The sequence below is a fragment of the Flavobacterium sp. WC2430 genome (assembly GCF_040822075.1).
GTDB lineage: Bacteria > Bacteroidota > Bacteroidia > Flavobacteriales > Flavobacteriaceae > Flavobacterium.
Genome location: NZ_CP162007.1, coordinates 2,818,646 through 2,842,970, shown reverse-complemented (window position 1 = coordinate 2,842,970; position 24,325 = coordinate 2,818,646). Strand labels below are relative to the sequence as shown.

General features: G+C 31.1%; 25 protein-coding genes and 1 other RNA gene. 14 read left to right on the top strand and 12 right to left on the bottom strand.

Annotated features, from left to right (window positions below):
* Nucleotides 1-7: 7 nt before the first annotated feature.
* The 3 genes from ppk1 to AB3G36_RS12465 are packed head-to-tail and all read left to right on the top strand — an operon-like array spanning nt 8 to nt 3,601.
* A complete protein-coding gene (ppk1, locus tag AB3G36_RS12475; protein ID WP_367753222.1) occupies nt 8-2,077 on the top strand; it encodes a polyphosphate kinase 1 in 2,070 nt (689 codons plus the stop codon).
* 50 nt (nt 2,078-2,127) lie between these two features.
* Nucleotides 2,128-3,018, top strand: a complete 891-nt coding sequence (locus AB3G36_RS12470; protein ID WP_367753220.1) for a Ppx/GppA phosphatase family protein — start codon at nt 2,128-2,130, stop codon at nt 3,016-3,018.
* A gap of 7 nt (nt 3,019-3,025) precedes the next feature.
* Complete coding sequence (locus AB3G36_RS12465; protein WP_367753218.1) at nt 3,026-3,601, top strand: TMEM175 family protein; 576 nt, start codon at nt 3,026-3,028, stop codon at nt 3,599-3,601.
* A 1-nt stretch (nt 3,602) separates the two neighbouring features.
* On the opposite strand, the gene AB3G36_RS12460 is transcribed toward AB3G36_RS12465, so the two are convergent.
* Nucleotides 3,603-3,893, bottom strand: a complete 291-nt coding sequence (locus AB3G36_RS12460; RefSeq protein ID WP_367753216.1) for a DNA polymerase III — start codon at nt 3,891-3,893, stop codon at nt 3,603-3,605.
* Between the two features lie 67 nt (nt 3,894-3,960).
* Here AB3G36_RS12460 and AB3G36_RS12455 point away from each other — a divergent pair, with 67 nt between their 5' ends.
* Nucleotides 3,961-4,224, top strand: coding sequence for a hypothetical protein (locus AB3G36_RS12455; RefSeq protein WP_367753214.1), 264 nt, complete (start codon nt 3,961-3,963; stop codon nt 4,222-4,224).
* A 28-nt stretch (nt 4,225-4,252) separates the two neighbouring features.
* Here the strand turns inward: AB3G36_RS12455 and dnaX are convergent, their stop codons facing one another.
* From dnaX to AB3G36_RS12435, 4 genes are all read right to left on the bottom strand, one after another.
* On the bottom strand, nt 4,253-5,338 hold the full coding sequence (gene dnaX, locus AB3G36_RS12450; protein ID WP_367753212.1) for a DNA polymerase III subunit gamma/tau: 1,086 nt from the start codon (nt 5,336-5,338) through the stop codon (nt 4,253-4,255).
* Nucleotides 5,339-5,436: 98 nt separating this feature from the next.
* Complete coding sequence (locus AB3G36_RS12445) at nt 5,437-6,552, bottom strand: class I SAM-dependent methyltransferase (protein ID WP_367753210.1); 1,116 nt, start codon at nt 6,550-6,552, stop codon at nt 5,437-5,439.
* Nucleotides 6,553-6,652: 100 nt separating this feature from the next.
* Nucleotides 6,653-6,952: a hypothetical protein gene (locus AB3G36_RS12440; protein ID WP_367753208.1), complete on the bottom strand. Its 300-nt coding sequence runs from the start codon at nt 6,950-6,952 to the stop codon at nt 6,653-6,655.
* Between the two features lie 39 nt (nt 6,953-6,991).
* Complete coding sequence (locus AB3G36_RS12435) at nt 6,992-7,303, bottom strand: hypothetical protein (RefSeq protein WP_367753206.1); 312 nt, start codon at nt 7,301-7,303, stop codon at nt 6,992-6,994.
* A 116-nt stretch (nt 7,304-7,419) separates the two neighbouring features.
* On the opposite strand from AB3G36_RS12435, the gene rnpB reads away from it, so the two are divergent.
* Both rnpB and AB3G36_RS12425 read left to right on the top strand, forming a co-directional pair.
* An RNA gene (gene rnpB / locus AB3G36_RS12430) (RNase P RNA component class A) lies at nt 7,420-7,739 on the top strand.
* Between the two features lie 122 nt (nt 7,740-7,861).
* Nucleotides 7,862-8,800, top strand: coding sequence for a ketopantoate reductase family protein (locus AB3G36_RS12425; protein WP_367753204.1), 939 nt, complete (start codon nt 7,862-7,864; stop codon nt 8,798-8,800).
* Nucleotides 8,801-8,877: 77 nt separating this feature from the next.
* On the opposite strand, the gene AB3G36_RS12420 is transcribed toward AB3G36_RS12425, so the two are convergent.
* Both AB3G36_RS12420 and AB3G36_RS12415 read right to left on the bottom strand, forming a co-directional pair.
* Nucleotides 8,878-9,471 (bottom strand): RsmD family RNA methyltransferase, encoded by a 594-nt coding sequence (locus tag AB3G36_RS12420; protein WP_367753202.1) that lies wholly within the window; start codon nt 9,469-9,471, stop codon nt 8,878-8,880.
* Nucleotides 9,468-10,289 (bottom strand): DUF3822 family protein, encoded by an 822-nt coding sequence (locus tag AB3G36_RS12415; protein WP_367753200.1) that lies wholly within the window; start codon nt 10,287-10,289, stop codon nt 9,468-9,470. The genes AB3G36_RS12420 and AB3G36_RS12415 overlap by 4 nt, the downstream gene beginning before the upstream one ends.
* Nucleotides 10,290-10,442: 153 nt before the next feature.
* Between AB3G36_RS12415 and AB3G36_RS12410 the strand changes: the two genes are divergently transcribed.
* Entirely contained in the window at nt 10,443-11,864 is a 1,422-nt protein-coding gene (locus AB3G36_RS12410) for an ATP-dependent RecD-like DNA helicase (protein WP_367753198.1), read from the top strand.
* A 13-nt stretch (nt 11,865-11,877) separates the two neighbouring features.
* Here the strand turns inward: AB3G36_RS12410 and AB3G36_RS12405 are convergent, their stop codons facing one another.
* A complete protein-coding gene (locus AB3G36_RS12405; protein WP_367753196.1) occupies nt 11,878-12,240 on the bottom strand; it encodes a winged helix-turn-helix transcriptional regulator in 363 nt (120 codons plus the stop codon).
* A 118-nt stretch (nt 12,241-12,358) separates the two neighbouring features.
* Between AB3G36_RS12405 and AB3G36_RS12400 the strand changes: the two genes are divergently transcribed.
* The 3 genes from AB3G36_RS12400 (at nt 12,359) to kdsB (ending at nt 14,984) form a co-directional block, all read left to right on the top strand.
* Entirely contained in the window at nt 12,359-13,237 is an 879-nt protein-coding gene (locus tag AB3G36_RS12400; protein ID WP_367753194.1) for an SDR family oxidoreductase, read from the top strand.
* A gap of 120 nt (nt 13,238-13,357) precedes the next feature.
* On the top strand, nt 13,358-14,188 hold the full coding sequence (gene ygiD, locus AB3G36_RS12395) for a 4,5-DOPA dioxygenase extradiol (protein WP_367753192.1): 831 nt from the start codon (nt 13,358-13,360) through the stop codon (nt 14,186-14,188).
* Nucleotides 14,189-14,258: 70 nt separating this feature from the next.
* Entirely contained in the window at nt 14,259-14,984 is a 726-nt protein-coding gene (gene kdsB, locus AB3G36_RS12390; RefSeq protein WP_367753191.1) for a 3-deoxy-manno-octulosonate cytidylyltransferase, read from the top strand.
* On the opposite strand, the gene AB3G36_RS12385 is transcribed toward kdsB, so the two are convergent.
* The 3 genes from AB3G36_RS12385 to AB3G36_RS12375 form a co-directional block, all read right to left on the bottom strand.
* Nucleotides 14,985-15,695 carry a potassium channel family protein gene (locus AB3G36_RS12385; RefSeq protein ID WP_367753189.1) on the bottom strand — a complete coding sequence of 237 codons (711 nt, stop codon included), beginning with the start codon at nt 15,693-15,695 and terminating at the stop codon, nt 14,985-14,987. It lies immediately after the preceding gene.
* Between the two features lie 150 nt (nt 15,696-15,845).
* The gene (locus tag AB3G36_RS12380; RefSeq protein ID WP_367753187.1) at nt 15,846-17,723 is read right to left on the bottom strand and encodes a glycoside hydrolase family 3 protein; all 1,878 of its coding nucleotides are present in this window, start codon (nt 17,721-17,723) and stop codon (nt 15,846-15,848) included.
* Nucleotides 17,724-17,851: 128 nt separating this feature from the next.
* Nucleotides 17,852-18,517, bottom strand: coding sequence for a spermidine synthase (locus tag AB3G36_RS12375; protein WP_367753185.1), 666 nt, complete (start codon nt 18,515-18,517; stop codon nt 17,852-17,854).
* A gap of 61 nt (nt 18,518-18,578) precedes the next feature.
* Between AB3G36_RS12375 and AB3G36_RS12370 the strand changes: the two genes are divergently transcribed.
* A complete protein-coding gene (locus tag AB3G36_RS12370; RefSeq protein ID WP_367753183.1) occupies nt 18,579-19,130 on the top strand; it encodes a 1-acyl-sn-glycerol-3-phosphate acyltransferase in 552 nt (183 codons plus the stop codon).
* 34 nt (nt 19,131-19,164) lie between these two features.
* On the opposite strand, the gene AB3G36_RS12365 is transcribed toward AB3G36_RS12370, so the two are convergent.
* Nucleotides 19,165-19,614 carry a helix-turn-helix domain-containing protein gene (locus AB3G36_RS12365; RefSeq protein WP_367753181.1) on the bottom strand — a complete coding sequence of 150 codons (450 nt, stop codon included), beginning with the start codon at nt 19,612-19,614 and terminating at the stop codon, nt 19,165-19,167.
* Nucleotides 19,615-19,924: 310 nt separating this feature from the next.
* Here AB3G36_RS12365 and AB3G36_RS12360 point away from each other — a divergent pair, with 310 nt between their 5' ends.
* From AB3G36_RS12360 to AB3G36_RS12350, 3 genes are all read left to right on the top strand, one after another.
* A complete protein-coding gene (locus AB3G36_RS12360; protein WP_367753179.1) occupies nt 19,925-21,079 on the top strand; it encodes a M14 metallopeptidase family protein in 1,155 nt (384 codons plus the stop codon).
* A 77-nt stretch (nt 21,080-21,156) separates the two neighbouring features.
* Entirely contained in the window at nt 21,157-21,636 is a 480-nt protein-coding gene (locus AB3G36_RS12355; protein ID WP_007139244.1) for an Lrp/AsnC family transcriptional regulator, read from the top strand.
* A 103-nt stretch (nt 21,637-21,739) separates the two neighbouring features.
* Nucleotides 21,740-24,325, top strand: coding sequence for a phosphoenolpyruvate carboxylase (locus tag AB3G36_RS12350; protein WP_367753177.1), 2,586 nt, complete (start codon nt 21,740-21,742; stop codon nt 24,323-24,325).

Genomic DNA, 24,325 nt, shown 5'->3' with positions numbered 1-24,325 from the left:
TAATATAGTGTTAGATCAAAAATATATAGATAGAGAAAAAAGTTGGTTAGCTTTTAATGCCAGAGTACTACAAGAAGCAGCAGACGATTCAGTACCACTTTTAGATAGATTGCGATTTTTAGGAATTTTCTCCAACAATTTAGACGAATTTTTTAGAGTTCGATTTGCAGCAATACGAAGATTGAGTCTTTCTGGTAAATCAGGAGAAAAAATTCTTGGAGGTATCTCAGCTCAACAATTAGTAAAAGATATTACTGAAATAGTAATTGAACATCAAACAGAAAGTCTACTTATACTTAAAGGAATCGAAAATGAACTTGAAAATGAAAACATTTTTATTATAAATGAAAATGAAATTTCAGTTGAACAGGAGATATTTCTAAAAGATTTTTTTATTCAAAAGTTGAGTCCTGAGTTAGTAACTATTATTTTAAATGATTTAGCTGAATTTCCATTGTTGAAAGATAATTTAGGTTATTTGGCTATAAAATTAGTAATGAATACAGATGCGGAAGTTCGTTATGCAATTATCGAAATTCCAAAAACAATGAATCGCTTCGTTGTTTTACCTTCAAACGATGAAAAACAATATGTTATTTTAATTGATGATGTCATTCGACATAATTTAAAAAGTATTTTTAACATTTTTGATTATGAGAGTGTATCAGCTCATATGATAAAAATCAGTCGAGATGCACAATTGGATATTGATAGTGACTTGAGTAAAAGCATGTTAGAGAAAATTTCAACTAGTGTAAAAGACAGAAGAATTGGTGAGCCAGTTCGTTTTATTTATGATCAATTAATAGAAAAAGATACCTTACAGTTTTTTTTAGATAAAATGAAAATTGTTTCCACTGATAGTATTATACCAGGAGGAAGATACCATAATAGAAGGGATTATATGAATTTTCCAAACCTTGGAAGATTTGATTTATTATACAAAACAAATGTTCCTTTACCTATTCCGGGATTAAGCATAGAAGGAAGTATATTAGAAAAAATAAGTAAAAAAGATTATTTGCTAAATGCACCTTATCAATCTTTTTCATATCTCACAAAATTTTTGAGAGAAGCGGCGCTAGATCCTAAAGTTACCTCTATTAAAATTACACTTTACCGACTGGCTAAAAATTCTCAAATTATTAGCTCTCTTATTAATGCTGCAAAAAATGGAAAGAAAGTAACAGTACAAATTGAGTTGCAAGCTCGCTTTGACGAGGCTTCTAATATTTCCTACGCAGAGCAAATGCAACAGGAAGGAATCAATCTTATTTTTGGAATTAAAGGACTGAAAGTACACAGCAAAATCTGCGTGATCGAAAGAAATGAAAAAGGAAAAACAAAACGATATGGGTTTATTTCAACTGGAAATTTTAACGAGTCAACTGCTAAAGTTTATACTGATGTAACTTTATTCACGAGTCATCAACAAATTTTGAAAGATATTTCGAAAGTATTTGAATTTTTTGACATCAATTATAGAATTCATCGTTATAAGCATCTTATTGTTTCACCGCATTACACACGTACTCGATTTTATAAATTAATAGATAGAGAAATTTCCCATGCTCTCGCTGGGAGAAAAACATATATAAAGCTAAAAATGAATAGTTTGTCTGATTTTGGAATGATTGATAAACTATATGAAGCAAGTAATGCAGGAGTGAAAATTCAACTAGAAGTCAGAGGAATTTGTTCTTTAATACCTGGTGTTAAAGGAATGAGTGCTAATATTGAAGCGATTAGTATTGTTGATAATTATTTAGAACATTCTAGAATTTATATTTTTGGTAATGGAGGGCAAACGGAGGTTTATATATCTTCAGCTGATTTTATGACACGAAATTTAGACGGTAGGGTCGAAGTAACTTGCCCAATTTATGATCAAGAAATTAAAAATGAATTGATTGATAATTTTGATTTAGGTTGGAAAGGAAATGTAAAAGCGCGCTACCATTCTGATAAATTAGATAATAAATATAGAGAAAGAAATGGTGCCCCAATATTTAGAGCACAAATTGAAACGTATAAATACTACCAAAGAAAAGTAGATTTATTAGAAGAAACATTTTAATAAATTACTTTTTTAGTACCGTTTTGAAAAATAAAAATTCATAAGAGAGAATGATTAAGATAAAAAAATATGCTGCAATCGATATTGGATCAAATGCCATGCGATTATTGATTGTTAATATTGTTGAACAAGAGGGTAAAGAAGCTCAATTTAATAAGAGCTCATTAGTTCGTGTGCCAATTCGTTTAGGACAAGATGCTTTTACAGTTGGTGAAATTTCCGAAGAGAATATCGAAAGGATGTGTGATGCAATGAAGGCATTTAATCTTTTAATGAAAGTGCATAAGGTGCAGTCTTATAAAGCGTTTGCCACATCAGCAATGAGAGAAGCTTATAATGGAAAAGAAGTGGTAGAAGTTATTAAAGAAAAAGCAGATATTAATATTGAAATTATTGATGGTAAAAAAGAAGCCGCAATTATAGCATCGACAGATTTACATCACTTATTAAAAACGGATCAAACGTATCTTTTTGTTGATGTTGGTGGTGGAAGTACTGAATTTACGTTATTTTCTAATGGTAAGATGGTAAATTCCAGATCATTTAAGGCTGGTACTGTTCGGTTATTAAATAATATGGTTTGTGATGTTGTTTGGGAAGAAATTGAAAAATGGATTAGAACAAATACGGCTGATTATGAGGAAGTAACTCTTATTGGATCTGGTGGGAATATCAATAAATTATTTAAAATGTCGGGTAAAACGCAAGAGAAACCTTTATCATACATTTATATAAATTCTCAATATGCTTTTTTGAATTCATTAACTTATGAGCAAAGAATTTCTGAATTAGGTTTAAACCCTGATCGTGCTGATGTAATTATTCCTGCAGTTAGAATTTATCTTAATGCAATGAAGTGGAGTGGGGCAAGACAGATTTATGTGCCTAAAATTGGACTTTCAGATGGAATTGTAAAAGCAATGTATTATGAAAAAATATAACTAAAAGATGAATAAAAATAGATTAGAAGCTTTTAGTGACGGTGTTTTAGCAATTATCATTACTATCATGATTTTAGAAATCAAAGCACCTGAAGGAAAAGAATTTCAGGATTTAATCTCTGTTTTTCCAAAATTTTTAAGTTATGTTTTAAGTTTTTTATATATAGGTATTTATTGGAACAATCACCATCATTTACTTCAAGGGCTTACAAAAGTTAACGGTAAAATGTTATGGGCAAATTTGCATTTACTTTTTTGGTTGTCCTTAATTCCATTTTCAACAGCTTGGATGGGAGAAAATTATTTTTCAAAGTCAACAATGACCTTATACGGAGTTATTCTAATGTTTTCAGCAATAGCTTTTAATCTATTGCAAACGTGTATTGTAAAGACGGAAGGAGTAGATTCTTTAGTAGGGAAAGCTACTAAAAATGACCTAAAAGGAAAGTTGTCAATCGTTTTATATATTTTGGGAATTATTATTTCCTTTTTTAACCAATGGATTTCGGGAGTGATTTATTTAATTGTGGCATTAATTTGGTTAGTACCTGATACTCGTATTGAAAAGAGTTTAATAAAATAAATTAGGCATTTAAATCCAAACCAAAAGTAGTTCTTAGTAGTTCTATATTAGGATTTATTTCATGTAACCTATTGTAACGATCTTGATCGTTAAAGCTTTTATTACTAGTAATACTTTCATTAACTATCACTTCTATAGATAGGTCATGATTGTGTAAATGACTTCTTAAATACCCTAAGAGTCCATTTTTTTCACTTTCAAAATCTAATTTCGAACCTTCATTTGGTAATTCAAAATGTATTGTAGTGGATCCATTCAAAACGGGGTCATTGATAAGTAATATTGATTCCATTATTTTAAATCCTTTGTCACCCAGTCGTTTGGCGTATTTTGTCCATTGAATTAACATTTCTGTTTCAGTGAAGGTTTCTGTAGGTAAATGCACTGACTCTTTTACAAAGGACTTACTGCTTTCTTCTAAAGCTTTTTTGGCTCGAATACTAGATAGTGAAAAGGCTGAAATTTTTGGTTCATCTGAATTTGATTCAATAATTCTTGTAGAAGAACTTGGAGAAATAATATTTTCTGGTTCTGTGCTTACTGCAACTTCAATTGTATTGGTAACAGGAATTTCAGCTGTTTTAACTGGTTCAGTAGCTTTAGTATTATCAGCTATTGAATAATCATTCTTTCTAAAATAAGTTGGGGGAATTATAAAGGACTCAACTTTTTTTTTTCTCCATCAAAAGTGATAGAGGCTAGTTGCATCAAACAAAGTTCTACAAGTAAGCGTTGATTTTGACTTAGCTTGTATTTTAAATCACAGTCATTTGCAATAGCAATTCCTTTTAATAAAAAGTCTTGACTGCATTTTTGAGCCTGTAAACCGTACATTTTTTGAGCTTGTTCACCTACTTCTAATAACGATAGAGTTGACGGGTTTTTGCTTACTAATAGATCTCTAAAATGAGAAGCTAATCCAGATACAAAATGATGGCTATCAAATCCTTTTGAAAGAATTTCATTGAACGCCATTAGTAAATCAGGAATTTTATTTTCAAGTATTAAATCAGTAACTGTAATATAAGTCTCGTAGTCAAGAACATTTAAATTTTCAGTAACTGCTTGACGTGTTAAGTTTGCACCACAATAAGAAACTACTCTGTCAAAAATAGACAAAGCATCACGCATGGCGCCATCTGCTTTTTGAGCGATGATATGTAATGCATCGTCTTCGTAAACGACACCTTGATTCGTAGCTACTTCTGCAAGATGTTCTTTAGCATCTTTTACTGTTATTCTTTTAAAATCAAATATTTGACAACGTGATAAAATCGTTGGAATAATTTTATGTTTTTCAGTAGTTGCCAAAATAAAAATAGCGTGCTTTGGTGGCTCTTCTAATGTTTTTAAAAAAGCATTAAATGCAGCTGATGATAACATGTGTACCTCATCAATTATATAAACTTTATATTTCCCAGTTTGTGGGGGAATGCGAACTTGGTCAATTAAATTTCTAATATCATCAACAGAGTTATTTGAAGCAGCATCCAATTCGAAGACATTAAAAGCAAAATCTTCATTTGGGTCATCATAACCAGGTTGATTAATTTTCCGAGCTAAAATTCGAGCACAAGTAGTTTTACCAACACCGCGAGGTCCAGTAAACAAGAGGGCAGAAGCAAGGTGATTGCTTTCTATGGCATTCAATAAAGTATTGGTAATGGCTTTTTGTCCAACAACATCATTAAATGTTTGTGGACGATATTTACGAGCCGATACTACAAATTGTTCCATATAAATTTTATTCGATAGCAAATATAGGTAATGCGATTATATTATGAAAAGGATAATTTACTTAATTCAAAATTAAATATAGATTATGAAAAAGGGACTTATTCAATAGTTTTAATTACTGAAGTTTTTGCAAATTTTAATCCTGATAAAGAGTTTTGGTTTATTCCTTTTTGTTGAATTAATACTTTAAATTTCATTCCCATCGCCATCAATAATCCGTAATTAATATAGGATTCATGAATTTTTACTTGACTTTTACATAAGGGATTGTTTAAGGCTCTGTTTTGGTATTCTTTAATGCCAAGTGCTCTTAAAAAATTGGTTTGATCAATCATTCCACAATAATTAATTCCATATTCTAAACCCCAACGGCCAAGTGCCGAAAAATTAGTATGTGACGTAATATCTTGATAACCTATAAGTTGGTATGGATTTTCATTTTTTTGATGATTGTTATAGCATAATAATGTGCCACTGCTTCTAGCATTTCGATATAGATCAGAAGAGAAAGAGCCATAATCAATTGTAATAATATATCCTTTATTTAGAAATTGTGAAACTTCCTTTATCCATGCTATTGCTTCCAGATTAATTTCTGTTCGATATCCTTTTGGAAGTACTACTTTTAAAGTTTTTAGGTACTCTTTAAGCTCCTTTTTAGCTGGCTGTAGCACTTCGATAAATCCATTGTCATAATCTACAAATACTTCTTTAAGTTCTTCGTCCATTACTACTTGATGAACTGAAAAATTATCAATAACTTCATTGGATAAGATACAGCCATTTATATCTGGAATTGTTTTTATAGAATTGTGCCAAGTTACTTTTTCAATTAAATATTTCTTTTCAACAGCACGCATACTCTCACTTTTTTCTATTATGCAATAGCTTAAGTCTTTGTATAATGTGGTGTTATTTTTTAAATAATGTAAAATATCCCGACATAAAAGCCCCGTTCCTGCTCCGTATTCAATAATTTTAAAGGGCTTTCTATCCAGTATTTCCCACATTTCTTCTATTTGCCGGCCTATCATTGCACCAAAAGATTCAGAAAGACTGGCACTGGTATAAAAATCGCCATCTTCTCCAATTTTATTTTTCATAGAATTGTAATAGCCTAATTCAGGAAAATACAAAGCCATCTCCATAAAATCCCGAAAAGATAATGGACCCTCATTTTTAATTCGTTTAATTATTATTTCGGTAAGTAACATCAAATTACGATTAAATCTAGTTCGAAATATAGCTTTGAAAAAAATAATTATTTGGGGACGAATAGTTTAAAAAATATAATTAGGAAATGAGTTGAGAAATTTATCTGTTTTTCTCTTCTATTGAAAGGTTTATTAATATTTGTGCAGCCTCACTAACTGAATTAGCTGAAAAACCAGAAACAAAAACACCTTTTGTACCTGATTCAGATTTAATACCATACACTATTGCTTCGTCATCTGGATTTGAATCTCCTTCATAACGGTAAATATGAATAATTTCATATTGATTTGGATTTTTTACAATTTCCTGTTCATGGATGTTAAAATCATAGGTAAATCCTTTTTCATTTAATTCATTTAAAGCTTTTGAAACAGAAGCATAATGGTATATGTTTTTCATATTTTTATATTAATTTGTTTTTTTACTATTTTTTATACTTTAAATTCTGCATTGTTGATCATTTTCATCAACACATAGTTTTGATAATATTTGCGTTACTTTGCTATCAGAATTAGCCGAAAATCCAGCAACAAATACCCCTTTTTTTCCTGAAGTAGATTTAATGCCATAAACTACAGCTTCGTCTCCAGGATCCGAATCTCCCTCATAACGATAGATGTGTTTGATTTCGTAATTATGAGGTTTCTTTACAATATCTTCTTCATGAATATTAAAGTCATAAGTAAACCCCATTTCATTCAAATTATCAAGAGCTTCAGAAACGGTCGAATAATGATAGGTTGGTTTCATGATATTAGAATTTTTTCAACTTAAAGGTAACTGTTTTATAATTAAGAAATTGCAAAAGTGTTGTTAAAGTAACGATTCTAAAATAGCAAAGCATGAATAAAAAAATGTAAATTTGCCCAGCAGACCGCCTTATCGTCGTTCCGATTTTTCGGAAGGGAGGAAAGTCCGGACACCTTAGAGAAGCATAGCGGGTAATACCCGTCGGTTCGAGTAATCGGATTAGGACAAGTGCAACAGAAAGTATGTACAGGTAATGCTGTAGTGAAACCAGGTAAACTCTATGCGGTGAAATATCAAGTATATCAGCATTTAAGGGCTTCTCGTCCGTTGTTGAAGGGTAGATAGCTTGAGTCTTGCAGTAATGCAAGATCTAGATAAATGATAAGGGTCCCGATTTATCGGGATACAGAATCCGGCTTATAGGTCTGTTTTTTTTATTAAAAATTTAATAAATCAAAGATTGTGAAATCTAAAAGAGAACCATTAAGAAATTCAGTTATATTAAGTCAAAAGCTTAATTTTCTAATTTCTTGATGGTTTTGTTTTTAAATAGTAGGTATGAAAACAAGAATAGGTATATTAGGTTTGGGTGGAGTAGGTGGCTATTTTGGTGGGCTTTTGGCAAAAGCTTATGCTGAATCAGATCAAATTGAGATTGTGTTTATTGCACGTGGGGAAACTCAAAAAGCTATAGCGCAATCTGGCTTAAAAATTGTTTCGGATGACAATGAAATGATTGTTTTTCCAAGCATAGTATCTAATGATCCTGCAATAATAGGAAAATTAGATTACCTCATTTGTGCTACAAAAACGTATGATATTGAAGAGAGTCTTCTTGCGCTTCAAAAGTGCATTACAAAAAACACCGTTTTTCTACCTTTGTACAATGGTGTTGATGCGCCAGAAAGAATTAGTATCCTTTATCCTGATAATGTTGTTTTAGAAGGTTGTGTTTATATCGTTTCGATGATTAATGCTCCTGGTGAAATTACAAAAATAGGGGCGTACGAAAAATTATTTTTTGGATCTAGAACAGCCTCTATTGCTAAACTAAAAGCGTTACAATCCATTTTTAAAAAGGCAACGATAGAGAGTTATTTAGTAGACAACATTGAAGAAACGGTTTGGGAAAAATTTATTTTCATATCCGCATTAGCATCAGCTACTTCTTATTTGAACCAAAATGTAGGTGAAATTCTAAGTACCGATTCTAGCCGAAAATTATATGTTGGTCTTCTAAATGAAATCACGCTGATTGCCGCTGTTAAAGGATTGGAATTACCTAATGACATTATTATGCAAACTATTTTAAAATTAGAAAAAACACCACATAGCGCTACGTCTTCGATGCATCGTGATGTATTGGCTGGACGTAAATTTGAATTGGCATCCTTAACTCAATTTGTAGTGGAACAAGGATTGAAATATGAAGTGGAAACACCAAATTATAAAATGGTTATGGATAAATTATCGGTAGTTTTAGATTCTAATATTTAAGATTTTTTTTCCTATACTAAAACAGAAAATGCCTTGCAATTGCAAGGCATTTTCTGTTTGTAAATCGTATCTGATTATTATTCTTCTTCCCCGTCGTTTTCAAATAGATCCTCGTCTAACTCCTCGTCTGATGAAGGCAATTCGAAGAAACTGAAAATAGATCCGCCATAACTTTTCTTAAATGAAAAATGAATTAGATGATCTAATTTAGTATATTTTGAATGCTCAATAACCATCATTCCGTCTTGATTCAAACTGTTTTTTTTAAAAACAAGCAGCACAATTCTATCGAATGTAGCTTGGTCTAAAGCATAAGGTGGATCGGCAAAAATAATATCAAAAGTGGCGTTGTTTCTTTCTAAAAATTTAAAGACATCACTTTTCGTAGCCGCAATATTAAAATCGTATTCAGCAGCTGTTTGTTTAATGAATTTCACGCAACCAAAATCCCCGTCAACTGAGGTAATTGGGGAACTTCCTCTAGAAGCAAATTCGTAGCTTATATTTCCTGTTCCAGCGAATAAGTCCAATACTTTCAATCCTTCAAAACTAAAATGGTTATTTAAAACATTGAATAAAGCTTCCTTAGACATATCGGTTGTAGGGCGAACGGGTAATCCTTTTGGTGGATTTATGCGTCTTCCTTTGTATTTTCCTGAAATGATTCTCATGAGTTGAAAAGTATATAATGATTTCTGTTTTCGGCCTCAGAAAAATAATTGTTCCATCGTAAAGCCTCAACGTCTACTAAAGCAACGTTGCGGATGTATTTGTAGGCTATTTTGAAAAATTCACTTTCTTTATCAATATCTCCTATTAATTCCAATAAGAATTTTTCTGGATTCATAGTCAATTGTTCTGCAGTAAATAAAACGTAATAAATAAAATCTTCGGGTGTTTGATAATCAAAGGAGTTGAATAATAACATCTTTTGATTTTGAATAACAATAATTTCAAAATGGCCTTTATTAAAATGGACGGTCATTTTTTTATCGTCAATATTTTTGGATGCATCCAAAAGTGTAGTGATCAAAATACTATTCGCATGCTTATAATCAAAAGCACCAAATTTGTCAATAAAAAAATTATTCATATTCACATAAGGAATGTAGACACAGTTGATTTGATAATTACTAATTTCATCGAAAGCGAAAAAATCAGTTTTAAAAACTTTTGTATTATACTGTAAATAACTACCTATAAAATTCTCATCGAATAAGGGTTCAGGAACAAATGTGGAAAGATTGTTGTTGTGTATAATGAGCACATCATCATAGCTGTCATTCAATTCAACATATTCCTGAAAAGCATTCGAAAATAAATCTTCAATTTGTATTCCTTTATGGAAACTGTCAAAATGAACTTCATTAAAAGAAGTTATGGTATTGTTTAATGTATCAAAACAACAAAAAGAAAGTCCAGTCAAGGAAACTTGAATAGACAGTTTTTTATATTTCTTTTCGGTAATATTCGTATTTTGTGTAGACATAAACTTTTTTGAAACCCAATCTAAATATGGAATTTTGAATCGATTAAATGCAATTGCAAACTTACAATTTTTTTTGATTCTAATGGGATTTAATGTGATTCACCGGAATTTCATCCTTATATTTGAAGTTCATTTTACAATAACAAAGCCCAGATGAATTCTTCCTTGTTCTATAGCCTTTTACGAAAACAGTTTCCTTTTGCTCCTACATACAATCAGGATATTTTTTTTCAAAAAATCGCCATTTTTTTAACGGATATGCACAATGACACTATTTTTGTACTTAAAGGATATGCTGGAACTGGAAAAACGACTGTGATTTCAACTATTGTAAATAACCTATTAGAAATTAACAAAAAGTACGTTTTACTGGCGCCTACAGGTCGTGCTGCCAAAGTAATTGCTAATTATTCGAACAAGCCTGCTTTTACCATTCATAAAAAAATATATTTTCCAAAGAAATCTTCGGGAGGTGGAGTCTCGTTTACTTTGCAACCCAATAAACATAAAAACACCATATTCATAGTCGATGAAGCTTCTATGATTTCGGATACAAATTCCGATTCTAAAATGTATGAAAACGGATCGTTACTAGACGATTTGATTTCTTATGTCTATTCAGGAACCAACTGTAAAATGATACTCTTGGGAGATACCGCACAATTACCACCAGTAAATTTAGATATTAGTCCAGCGTTAGATATTCACACTTTAAGCATCAATTACAATAAAGAAGTCAAGCATATTGAACTCAATGAAGTAATGCGTCAGGAAGAAGGTTCCGGTATTTTATATAATGCTACGGAACTGCGTACCTTATTAGAAGATTCTTTTATAACCGATTTTAAATTTGATGTCAAAAAATTCAAAGATATTGTTCGGTTAACAGATGGGTATGATATTCAAGATGCCATAAATTCAGCATATAGTAATTATAGTATTGAAGATACAGCTTTCATTGTTCGATCGAATAAAAGGGCCAATCAATACAACGAACAAATACGAACCAAAATTCTCGATAAGGAAAGTGAGTTGTCTACAGGTGACTTTTTAATGGTAGTGAAGAATAATTATTTTTGGCTAAAAGATTCAGATGAAGCTGGTTTTATTGCCAATGGTGATATTATTGAAGTGCTGGAAATTTTTAAAATTCAAGAATTATACGGTTTTAAGTTTGCCAAAGTAAAAATACGAATGGTAGATTACCCAAATCAAATTCCGTTTGAAACCGTTTTATTATTAGACACCATAAAAAGTGAATCTCCATCTTTAACGTATGAGGAATCCAATAGATTGTATCAAGAAGTATTGAAAGATTACGAAGGAGAAACTAAATACAAGCAGTTCCAAAAAGTAAAAGCCAATGAATATTTCAATGGATTACAAGTAAAGTTCTCTTATGCCATAACCTGCCATAAGTCACAAGGAGGGCAGTGGGATACGGTTTTCATTGAACAACCTTATTTACCTAATGGAATTGATAGTGATTACATTCGATGGTTGTATACGGCAATTACAAGAGCAAAGAGTAAGTTGTATTTAATTGGGTTTAAAGATGAGAATTTTGTCGAATAGATAATATTGAGGTCTACTTTTCCGCAAGTACTGTTTCCCTATGTTGTAAACCCCATTCTAGCATTTTATCTAAAACATCACCTAAGGATTTAGCTGATTCTGTTAATTCATATTCGACTGCAATTGGTATAGTATCATAAACAGTACGTTTCACCATTCCGTTCATTTCTAGATCTTTTAATTCCTTAGATAACATTCGTGGTGTTATTTTAGGAATATTGCGCAGTATATCAGTAAATCGTCTTTTTTCAAATAGTAATGACCCAATAATAGGCAGTTTCCATTTTCCACTAATGACATTCAAAGTATCATTTACAGCCAATACAAACTGAATTGGGCAAGCTTTTACATCTTTAAAGCTTATTTTATTTTCCATAGCTCCTTATTTTACTGATAGTATACTAAAGTATATCGATATACTTTAGTATACCACTATACTTTAAGAAGCAAAGGTAGTTATCTTTGTATTAGAAATAATATAAATAAAAAAAATAATGAATACAAAAATTTTAGTCACAGGGGCAACAGGAAATTTCGGAAAGACAACAATCGATTTTTTGTTGAAAAAAGGAATTGCAGCCTCCAATATTTCAGCCCTAGTTAGAGACGAAGCAAAAGCAGCTGATTTGAATGCAAAAGGAATTACATTAAAAATAGGGGATTACGATAATTATGAATCGTTGTTAGCGGCATTTCAAGGAATTGATAAATTATTATTGGTTTCAGGAACTGATTTAGCTAATCGTAGTAAACAACAGTTAGCTGCTGTAAAAGCGGCCAAAGAAGCAGGAGTGAAGCATATCTTATATACTAGTTTTGAACGTAAAAATGAATCAGATAGCTCTCCAATTGCCTTTTTGGCAAAATCACATATTGATACGGATACTGCTATTAAAGCAAGCGGAATGAAGTATACTATTTTTAGAAATAATTTATACCTAGATGTGTTACCTATGTTTTTAGGTGAGAAAGTTTTAGTGACTGGAATTTATTTTCCAGCAGGTGAAACTGCCGCTGCATATGTATCTAGAAATGATTTAGCTGAAGCTGTTGCTACTGTTTTAATAACTGAGGGTCATGAAAATAAAGAATACGGGATGAATAATGTCGAAAATTATTCGATGCAAGAAATTGCAGATACTCTAAGTAAAATTACAAATACTAGTGTACATTATCTAAGTCCTGACCCTAAAGATTACGAAGCTGTTTTGACTCAGGCAGGAGTTCCAGGGGAATATATTGGAATGTTTGTAGGTTTTGCCGAAGCGATAAAGCAAGGTGAGTTTCAAGCAGAATCTTCGGACTTAGAAAAATTGTTAGGAAGAAAACCGATCACATTAGAAGTTTTTTTGAAACAAGTTTATTCAAAATAAAAATATAGATTTTTAGATTTATAAAAAATGGGCAATTTTATTTGTCCATTTTTTTATAAAATGAATCTTTATAAAAGAAAAGATTTTTACATTTAATGATTATTAGGACAATTACTTGATATGAATACTTTAAACGACTTACATAAAATTTCTAGTTCTTTTTCGAATACCGAAAAAATGCCTGTCTTATTTCTAGGACACGGAAGCCCAATGAACGCAATTGAAGAAAATGAGTTTGTAGCGGGTTTTAGAAATTTAGCCAAAACATTACCAGAACCCAATGCTATTTTGTGTATTTCGGCACATTGGTTTACCAATGGGACAAAGGTTACTGCAATGGAAATGCCAAGAACAATTCATGATTTTGGAGGTTTCCCTCAAGCATTATTTGATGTGCAGTATCCTGCAAAAGGAAGTCCTGAACTAGCAGTAGAAACTACCAAATTATTGCTTCCCACCGAAGTGGAACTTGACGAACACTGGGGATTAGATCATGGTGCTTGGAGTGTAATTAAACATTTATATACAGATGCTCATGTTCCTGTAATTCAGTTGAGTATTGATTATACTAAACCAGGGAAATATCATTTTGAATTGGCTCAAAAACTCAGCGTTTTGCGTACTAAAGGCGTTTTGATAATTGGAAGTGGAAATATAGTTCATAATTTAAGATTGGTTGATTTTCAGAATTTCCATAGAGATGATTATGGTTACGATTGGGCGATTGAAGCAAGAGCTACAATAAATGATTATTTGCTAGATGGAGACTTTCAGCCGCTTATTGATTTTGAAAAACAAAGCAAAGCCTTTCAATTAGCGATACCTACACCAGACCATTATTTGCCTTTGATTTATACTTTAGCACTAAAAGGAAAAACCGAAGAATTAAGTTTGTTTAATGATAAACTTTTAGCGGGTTCGTTGAGTATGACTTCGGTTAAGATTTTATAAAATAAAACTTATATTTGGCGCACTAAATTAACTTTGTATTTTAGCGCCTTCATGGCAAAATAATAATAAAATGAAAATAATAGCAGTCATTCCCGCCCGTTACGCGTCAACTCGATTTCCAGCTAAATTAATGCAGGACTTGGGAGGCAAAACGGTAATTTTAAGAACGTATGAAGCAGCCATTAATACCAATTTATTTGATGATGTATTTGTAGTAACGGATTCAGATTTAATTTTTGATGAAATTGTTGCTCATGGCGGTAAAGCGATTCGTAGTGTCAAGGAACACGAGTCGGGAAGTGATCGAATTGCTGAAGCTGTTGAAAATCTAGATGTAGATATCGTAATAAATGTGCAAGGTGATGAACCGTTTATTGATGTGGAGCCTTTGGCGAAAGTGATTGAAGTATTTAAAAATGATTTGGATAATAAAGTAGATTTGGCATCCTTAATGCGCGAGATTACTAATCAAGATGAAATTAACAATCCCAATAATGTAAAAGTAGTAACTGATCAAAACGGATTTGCCTTATATTTCTCGCGTTCGGTAATCCCGTATCCAAGAGAGAAAAATGTAGGTGTGCGCTATATGCAACATATAGGAATTTACGCTTTTAGAAAACAAGCGTTGTTGGATTTTTATAGTTTACCTATGATGGCATTAGAAGCATCTGAAAAACTGGAACAACTTCGCTATTTGGAATTTGGTAAACGCATAAAAATGGTAGAAACTACCCATGTTGGAATTGGTATTGACACCTTGGAAGACTTAGAAAAAGCTAGGAAAATGTTGTAATTAGGCATCGTTATCTTGGTCAAAATACCCTTTAGACTTTATTTTAGTAGAGAAAAAATTCAAAAATAGTACTACATATAATAGTACCAAAAGAGATTGCATACTCACCAAAAACTTACCAAAGGTTTTAACAGGATAGTAGTCGCCAAATCCTATGGTTGATGATGTTACAGTACTAAAATAAATAGCGTCAAACCAATGATGAAAAGGTCTATTTAAATAATTATCGCAAGTATATAAAACGGCAAAAGCAAATACCATTTCTAGATAATTAAAGAAAAGTAACAGCATTGATCTTTTGTACGAACGCGGTTTTGAAAATAAATCGGAAGCAAAAATCAAGGTTGGGATATACAAAACGGTTTCTAGCATTACATAAACCATAATGCCAAGAAGTAACGGGTTCGTTTGCCATTCATTCATTAAAATAGTAAGAGGAAGTGCTACTTTTAGCAAAACATAAAAATCAACAGCCAAATCTTCATATTCAGCTCCTTTTTTAGAAACTAAATACTTGATATAAATACCAGGAAAAAACAATTGAGAGGAGGAAAGAAACAAGCGCACAATTTTTTCAATTCCATTGTCATCCTGATGGTCGTTGTTCCAGATTGCATTTATATTTTGAATTCGTTTTTGAATAGGATTAAATTTTGGTTTTCCCATTTTGGCTACATTTCCTAAAAGTAGTTTCCGTACCGTTTTTTTCATCCAAATTTAGTTTTACTGTTCCTACCGAAAGTACAAAATAATTAGTTTAGATTCCATCTTTAACGTGTTGAATTAAAATCAAAAAAAAATGCTTCATCTTTATAGAGAAGCATTTTTTAGAAACATAATTAACTAACAACAATTAAAAATCTAATAACTCAATCCAAAACCAAAATGGTATAAAGGATCTTTAGAGTCATAAGGCACATCTTCTTTTTGATTTCTTACCGCTTCCATCGAAGACGGAAGCTCAAAAGGTAATTTCCCTTCGGGTTTAGCATTTCCAAAAATCACATCCAATAAGGCTGCATCGCTAGCGCCATAATTTCCAAAAACACCTTTGGCTGCAGCATCAATCTCAGGAAAAACAGCAGGACGATCTAAGTAAATATCAACAATAGTAGGAACAGTTTTGCAAAGTGTAAGTACGTCTTCTAGGTCTTTTCCTTTAAAATCTAAATCTCCGTGATGAAACCCTTTGGCAAAAGGATTATCAGTTTCTAATGGTACCCATGGCGTATTCAAGCGTATAATAGCAACATCTGCTTGTTCAGGAAGTGCTACTATAAGTCCATATTTAGAAGCTATTTTTGGATCAATATTTTTTACATAAATCTTCAATTTTGCCGCAGCAGTTAATGGAAGTTTAATGTCATTTTTTAATAAAGTCATAGAACGACGTTGTGTTTCGTCACCTAATTTTCTAAAATCAGCACGACCTACAATTTGAGTTGCTTTTTCTACATCAACGTATGGATTATCAAATAAACCCAAAGTAAATTTTTGTCTCAACAAACGTCTGATAGATTGGTCAATACGAGACTCTTTTATTTGTCCTTCTTTAACTAATTCAACAATATATTGCGGGCAATTTTCTCCACCAAATTGATCACAACCTGCTTCAATTATTTTTTTTACCCGTTCTTTTTCACTAAGGTTTTCAACCCCCCAAGCACGTGCTGGCCATACAACAGGACCCATTTGAGTATCAGTCACTAAACCCCAATCAGTGCAAACTACACCATCGTATTTGTATTTATCACGTAAAAGTCGTGTGATAATGTCTTTGTTATAAGAGAAACCTACATTCTCAGAAGTTTGTTCCATTGGCACACCATAATAAGGCATAATTGCAGCAGTATGTGCATCGAAAGCCGCTTCAAATGGAATTAAATGATAATTGAAGTTATTACCTGGATATACCTGTCCTTTTTGGTATTGAAAATGGGGGTCAAGTCCTTCCTTTTGAGGACCGCCACCAGAGAAGTGTTTGGTCATAGTAGCAACACTATTTACACCTAGCTTGCTTCCTTGAAAGCCTAAGATATACGCTTTAATCATTCGAGCCGAAAGATTGGCATCTTCGCCAAATGTACCACTAACACGAGGCCAACGTGGTTCAGTTGCTAAATCAGCCATAGGATGCAACGCTTCACGAATTCCAACAGCTAGGTATTCTTGACGCGCAATATCACCAAACCTTTGCATTAATTGAGTGTCATTAATTGCTGCAAAGCCAAGTTGTTCTGGCCATTGTGAAAATCCATTTGCTTCCATAGTGAAAACATTATTACTAAAATAATGACGGGGATCAGATGCAATTGTAACTGGAATTCCAAGACGAGTACCTTCGGCTACTTTTTGAATAGCATTGTAGCCCATTGCCATTTCTTTAACATTGGGTGCTTGCCAATAATTAAAGTGATTCATTTTTTTATTTTCAATCAATTCACGAGGAGAAGGAAGCCGAGCTGCCATGCCAGTTGCACCTTCTTTTTTATCAATCGTACCATCAGTATTAATTAATGTACCATTAATAAACATCATCCCCGCTTTTTCTTCTATATTCATTAAAGAAATCAAATTACTGATTCTTTTTTCAATAGGAAGTTTTATATTTTCATAAGGATCCATTTTTCCGTTTTTGTTTAAATCACGGTATTTTGGGGGATCAATAAATGACATTAGAGTAATACTGGATAAAACGGTTAATGTCAAAACAGTTTTTTTAATATTCTTTTTTTTCATGGTACAAATAATTAACTTTTGCAGTTGTATTAATTCAAATGTGTTACTATGACGCAAAGTACATTTAATTATAATAATAACAAAAAAAATATTAATTTTTTTATGTATCAATAAAAAGAAAGCAATACTTATATTAATTTCTCGATAACGATTAATTCATTATGGTTTTCAACCCTGGGAATGGATTTAATTTTAAAATTAATAGTATCAAATTCAGCAATGTATTTCTCATTTCTTACATCGTCTTTTTTATCCAAAAGCATAGTGTTGAAGAGAACAAATCCTTTGCTTTTAAGTAGAAAACAGATTCTATTGATAAAAAAAGATTCAAATAAAAAATTAGGCATCTTAGTATCTTGGAAGATGTCAATAATAATTAAATCATATTTATTTTTTGTTTTTAATACAAATTCAAATGCATCATCAATAATGATTTCAAGTTGGTCGATTTTATCTAGGTTAAAATATTGGTTGGCTATATTAATTATATCCGAATCGATTTCGACGCCTGTAATTTTACCTTTGTATTCGATTTCATCAACTAATGTTTTTATAACGCTACCTCCAGCTACGCCTAGAACTAACACATGATCCATGAGAATTACGTTGTGAAAGCCAATTGTTTTCAGGCCCAATCTTAAAATGCGCTGTAAACTTCCATACGAATAGTTTGTATTTTTCGAATCTAAAACTAATTCTCCATTAGCCCATGTAACTTCTAGTGATTTGCTTAAGGGAGATTTTTTTGTATGAATTTTTATAGGAATAATATAACTCAATATTTTTTTCAGCATCAATTGCAGTTTTTATCTAAATTAGTTTAAAATTATATACTTTGCACAAAATTACGTAGGAATGAAGAAACAAATATATAAATGGATATTTTTCAAGCTTATGGGCTGGAGAATTGTTGGCAGTATAGATGCAAATATAAAAAAGTGTGTGATGATGGTAATGCCACATACAAGTGCACATGATTTTTACTTAGGGATATTCACAAGAGGAATAACTGGTTTAGATATGAATTGGGTAGGTAAGAAAGAATTATTTCGTTTTCCTTTTGGTTATTATTTTAGATATATGGGAGGGGAACCTTTAGACAGATCTGGAGGATTAAATAAAGTTGACTCAATTGCTGCTATTTTTGAAAGAAGAAAAACGTTTAGATTAGCAGTTGCTCCTGAAGGGACACGTAAAAAAGTAAGCGAACTTAGAACAGGTTTTTATTATATAGCTTTAAAAGCAAATGTTCCAATAATTCCAGTCACATTTGATTTTGGAAAAAAAGAAGTCAATTTAGGCTTACCATTGATGCCGACAGGAAATTTAGAGAAAGATATTGAAATTCTAAAAACACACTTTATTGGAGTAGAAGGGAAAAATCCAGAATATGGATTTAAAATGTAATTGATGCTTTTGTAATTTTCAAAATACAAATTATTTATTGGGGTTTGAAAATTTTAAAAGTTCCATCTTTATAAAAAAACACGATTTTATCCACATCTCCAGAAATGATTTCACTTTCAACATTTGGGAAACTTTCTTTATCATTTTCATTTTGAGAAAATAAGTTTTCAGGAATTGAAGATGCTGCTGTTGGAATAGTGTGATTTGATTTTAATTTAGGAGTTACACTATTTTCAACTACTAGATCTTTATCTCCATTTTTCGGAAAATTTCCTTTACCATTTAAAATCCAATACAAATCTACATCAGGATATTCTTCTAAAATTTTCAAAATAAAATCAAGACTTGGTTTGTTTCTTCCTGATAGAAGATGAGACAAACTAGATCGCTGTACGCCAATTTTATCTGCAAAAGTGGATGCATTAATACTGTAATAATCAAGTATAATTTCTAAGCGTTTAATAAAATCCTCTGTGTTTACCATTGTAAATTACCATTCTAATTAGTGTAATTACAAATGTAAATAAAAAATACCTAAAAGACAATATTACAGATGTAAACAGTGGAAAATAGTGTTTTAAGCATAAACTAATACATCATGTAAAATAACTTAAACACATGGTTATAAGTCAATAAATTTTTAATTTAACACAAGTGACAAATGTTAATAATGAGCTATTATAGTAGGAAACAAATTCTAAAATAGTTGTTTACAATTATAATTTTAACTCTAAATATTAAGTTTACTTTTGTAAAAATAAAGTTGTTTACTTTTGTAAATTAAATATTATACTATGAATTTAGAACAATTATTCGTTGAAAATAAAGAAGTATCTATTGAAGGTAGGTATCTGACTTTAGAATCAATTGAACCTTTATTAAAAAAATTAAATTCAAATAACCAGCTTTCAATTATAGGAAAATCGGTTCTTGAAAAACCAATTTATAAATACCAAATTGGAGACGGAGAGACTAAAATATTTCTATGGTCTCAGATGCATGGAAATGAAAGTACTACTACAAAGGCTTTATTTGATTTTCTTAACTTATTAAATAGCGGAACTGATCTTGCTGAAAAATTACTTTCTACATTCACTTTTTATACAATTCCAATCTTGAATCCTGATGGTGCTAAGTTGTATACTCGTGCAAATGCTAATTCAATTGATTTAAATAGAGATTCTCAAAATCTTTCGCAACCAGAAAGTAGAGTGCTTAGAGAAGCGTTTGAGTCTTTTAAACCAGACTATTGTTTTAATCTTCATGATCAGCGTACTATTTTTGGCGTAAGTGACACGGGAAAGGTGGCTACTGTATCGTTTTTGGCACCTTCCTACAATGAAGAACGAGATATAAACGACTCTCGACTTAAGGCTATTGAGCTTATTGCAGGAATTAATTCGGTTTTACAACAATATATACCTAATCAAGTAGGGAGATTTGACGATTCTTTTAATATTAACTGTATAGGAGATACCTTTCAGTATTTAGGTGTTCCAACTTTGTTGTTTGAAGCTGGGCATTTTAGCAATGATTATAATAGAGAAGAAACTAGAAAATACATTTTCATAGCGTTACTTTCGAGTTTTACGATACTTTGCGAAAACGATATAGTTATCAATGGAATTAATAAATATTTGAACATTCCTCAAAATAAACCCGTTTTTTATGATTTTATGTATAAAAATGTCAAAATAAATTATGATGGTATTGAAAAAATAACGAATTTTGCTGCACAATACAAAGAAGAATTAATTGAAAATAAAATTCATTTTAACGCTTATATTGTAGAAATTGGAGAGTTGGAAGGGTATTATGGTCATTTTGAATATGATGCTATGGAAGCAACTTATAAGGATGATTTCGATAATTTTCCGAAATTAAATCAAAAAGCCGATTTTTATTTAGAAAAAAGCGTGAAATTTGTTAACGGATTGATAAAAAATTAAAAAAAGTAATCATTTTGTTGTTTTTATATATATTTTTATACTTTTTAATAGCGAGTAATAATATTAATTAAAGAAATATGAGTAAGTTCCGTTTAGATGAAGTAGATCATCAAATTTTGGATATGTTGATTGATAACACCAGAGTTCCTTTTACAGATATTGCAAAAAAATTGTTAATTTCTGCTGGAACTGTTCATGTTAGGGTAAAAAAAATGGAGGACGCTGGAATAATAATGGGGTCTTCATTAGTACTTGATTATGATAAATTAGGTTATTCTTTCATTGCTTATGTGGGAGTTTTTCTTAATAATACATCACAAACTAAGTTTGTTTTACAGCGTATCAATGAAATCCCATTTGTTACAGTAGCTTCTGTGACTACTGGAAAATTTAATATTTTTTGTAAAATCAGAGCAAAAGATACTAAGCATGCAAAAGATGTTATTTTTATGATTGATGATATTGATGGTGTTTATAGAACAGAAACTATGATCTCACTTGAAGAAAGTATCAATGATAAGAAGCGCTTAATGCATACTATTTTCAAAAATATGTAATTAAACTTGAATGCTATATTATTTAAATATAACCTCAAGTTAGTTCTTGGGGTTATTTTTTTATAACTATTTTCTATTAAACCAAACCATCTATAACAAAATTATGTACACACTACCAAAAATTGAACGTTTCAATCAAAATGTTCTTTCTAAATATAATATTTACAACAGTGTTTTTATCACTTTACCTTTTGATTCTATAGATAATACGGGAGTTTTACTTCCTTTATTTACTGAAGTTTGCGAGACTGGTTTTAAAAAACAAGAAACTCCTAAAGAGATTATTGAATTTTTTTCTCAAAAATATTTACATAGCTCAGTTGAAGCCGATAAAATTGACTTAATGTTTCGTTTTATCCAGTATATCGAGCGTCAAATTGTATTGTTTGATGCGGTAGAAGATGCTGCTTTTCCAATTGTTAATAATATGGAAGGAAGAGGTTCTTTAAGAGATATAAAAGAAAAAGCTGAAGCAAAAGGAAAGAAAGAAGAATTAATCGATTTTCTTGAAAATTTCAATGTGCGAACGGTTTTAACTGCTCATCCAACTCAATTTTATCCAGGTTCAGTTTTGGGTATTATTAATGATTTAACGGAAGCTATCCGTGAGAATAAGTTACTTAATATAAAACATTTATTGGCTCAATTAGGGAAAACTCCATTTATAAAAAATGAGAAACCAAATCCTTTTGATGAAGCGGTAAGTTTGATTTGGTATCTTGAAAATGTGTTTTATAATACATCAGGAGATATGGTTCATTACCTTCAAAAAAATGTGTTTCAAGGTACTTCAATTCAAAATCCATTAATTAAACTTGGTTTTTGGCCAGGAGGAGACCGTGATGGAAATCCATATGTAACAACGGATATAACTTTAAAAGTAGCAGAACGTTTAAGAACTTCTATTTTAAAATGTTATTATATCGAAATGAGAAGCTTAAAAAGAAAGCTAACATTCTTTAATGTAGATGTTTTAGTTACTGAATTGGAACAAAAACTTTATCGTTCTGTTTTTTATTCTAAAGGGGAAATTTATATCACTTTGGATGAATTTAAAGCGCAATTGAATAAGATTAAAGCAATTATTATTGAGCAACATCAGTCTTTGTATTTAGATGAATTAGATGCGCTTCTTATTAAAGTGAATTTATTTGGTTTTCATTTTGCAACCTTAGATATTCGTCAAAATAGTAGAATTCATGATGCTGTGTTTAAAGATGTGTTTGATTATTATTTAAAATCGGATGCCTCAGTCTTTCCTGAAAATTATTACGATTTAACTGAAATTGAAAAGTTTGCAGTATTGTCTAAAGTAGAAGGAGATCTTAATCCAAACGATTTTGAAAACGAAATTACAAGATCAACTATTGAATCCATTCAAGCAATCAAAGTTATTCAAGAAAATAATGGAGAATTTGGTGCTAATCGTTACATTATTAGTAACAATGAAAGTGCGCTTAATGTAATGGAAACATTTGCATTGATTCGATTAAGTAATTGGGAAAACCCAACAGTTGATGTAGTTCCTTTATTTGAATCAGTAGATGATTTACTTGACGCGCATAATGTAATGGAAAAATTATATACAAATCCAATGTATGCAAAACACCTTGTAAATAGAGGAATGAAGCAAACTATTATGCTTGGTTTTTCTGATGGAACCAAAGATGGAGGGTATTTAATGGCGAATTGGAGTATTTATCAAGCTAAAGAAGCACTTACGGCAATCTCAAGACAGTACGGTGTAGATGTTATATTTTTTGATGGACGTGGCGGGCCTCCAGCGCGTGGTGGTGGAAAAACACATAAGTTTTACGCTTCATTGGGTCCAAATATTGAAAACAAAGAAATTCAAATTACAGTGCAAGGACAAACAATCAGTTCAAATTTTGGGACTTTAGATTCATGTCGTCATAATTTAGAAAACTTATTAAGCGCTGGTGTTACGAATCAAGTATTTAGTAAAAACAAAAATATTTTATCTAGTTCAGAAAAAGAGGTAATGGATCATTTGGCTAACTTAGGATATCAAAAATACCTAAGTTTTAAAAATCACCCAAAATTCATTCCGTATTTAGAGCAAATGAGTACGTTGAAATATTATGCTAAAACAAATATTGGAAGCCGACCTTCAAAAAGAAGTAAGTCTGCTCAACTAGATTTTGCTGATTTAAGAGCAATTCCTTTTGTTGGTTCTTGGAGTCAGCTGAAACAAAATGTCCCTGGATTTTACGGAGTAGGTACTGCTTTAAAACATTATGAAGATACAGATCAATGGGAAAAGGTTCAAGATTTATATGACAATTCATTATTTTTCAAAACATTATTGGAAAATAGTATGATGTCCTTGGCTAAGTCTTTCTTTCCGTTAACGGCATATATGAAAAAGGACCCTCAGTTTGGTGAATTTTGGCAAATAATCTATGATGAGTTTTTAGAAACTAAACGATTATTACTAAAAATTGCAGGTCATACTGAGTTAATGGAAAACTATCCTGATGGTAAAGCTTCTATTCAAATAAGAGAACGTATTGTATTGCCATTGTTAACAATACAACAATATGCTTTACTTAGAATAAATGAATTAAATAAAGAAAGTGTTGTTGATGAAAAACTAATTAAAGTGTACGAAAAAATTGTAACACGTTCGCTTTTTGGAAATACTAACGCAAGTAGAAACTCCGCTTAA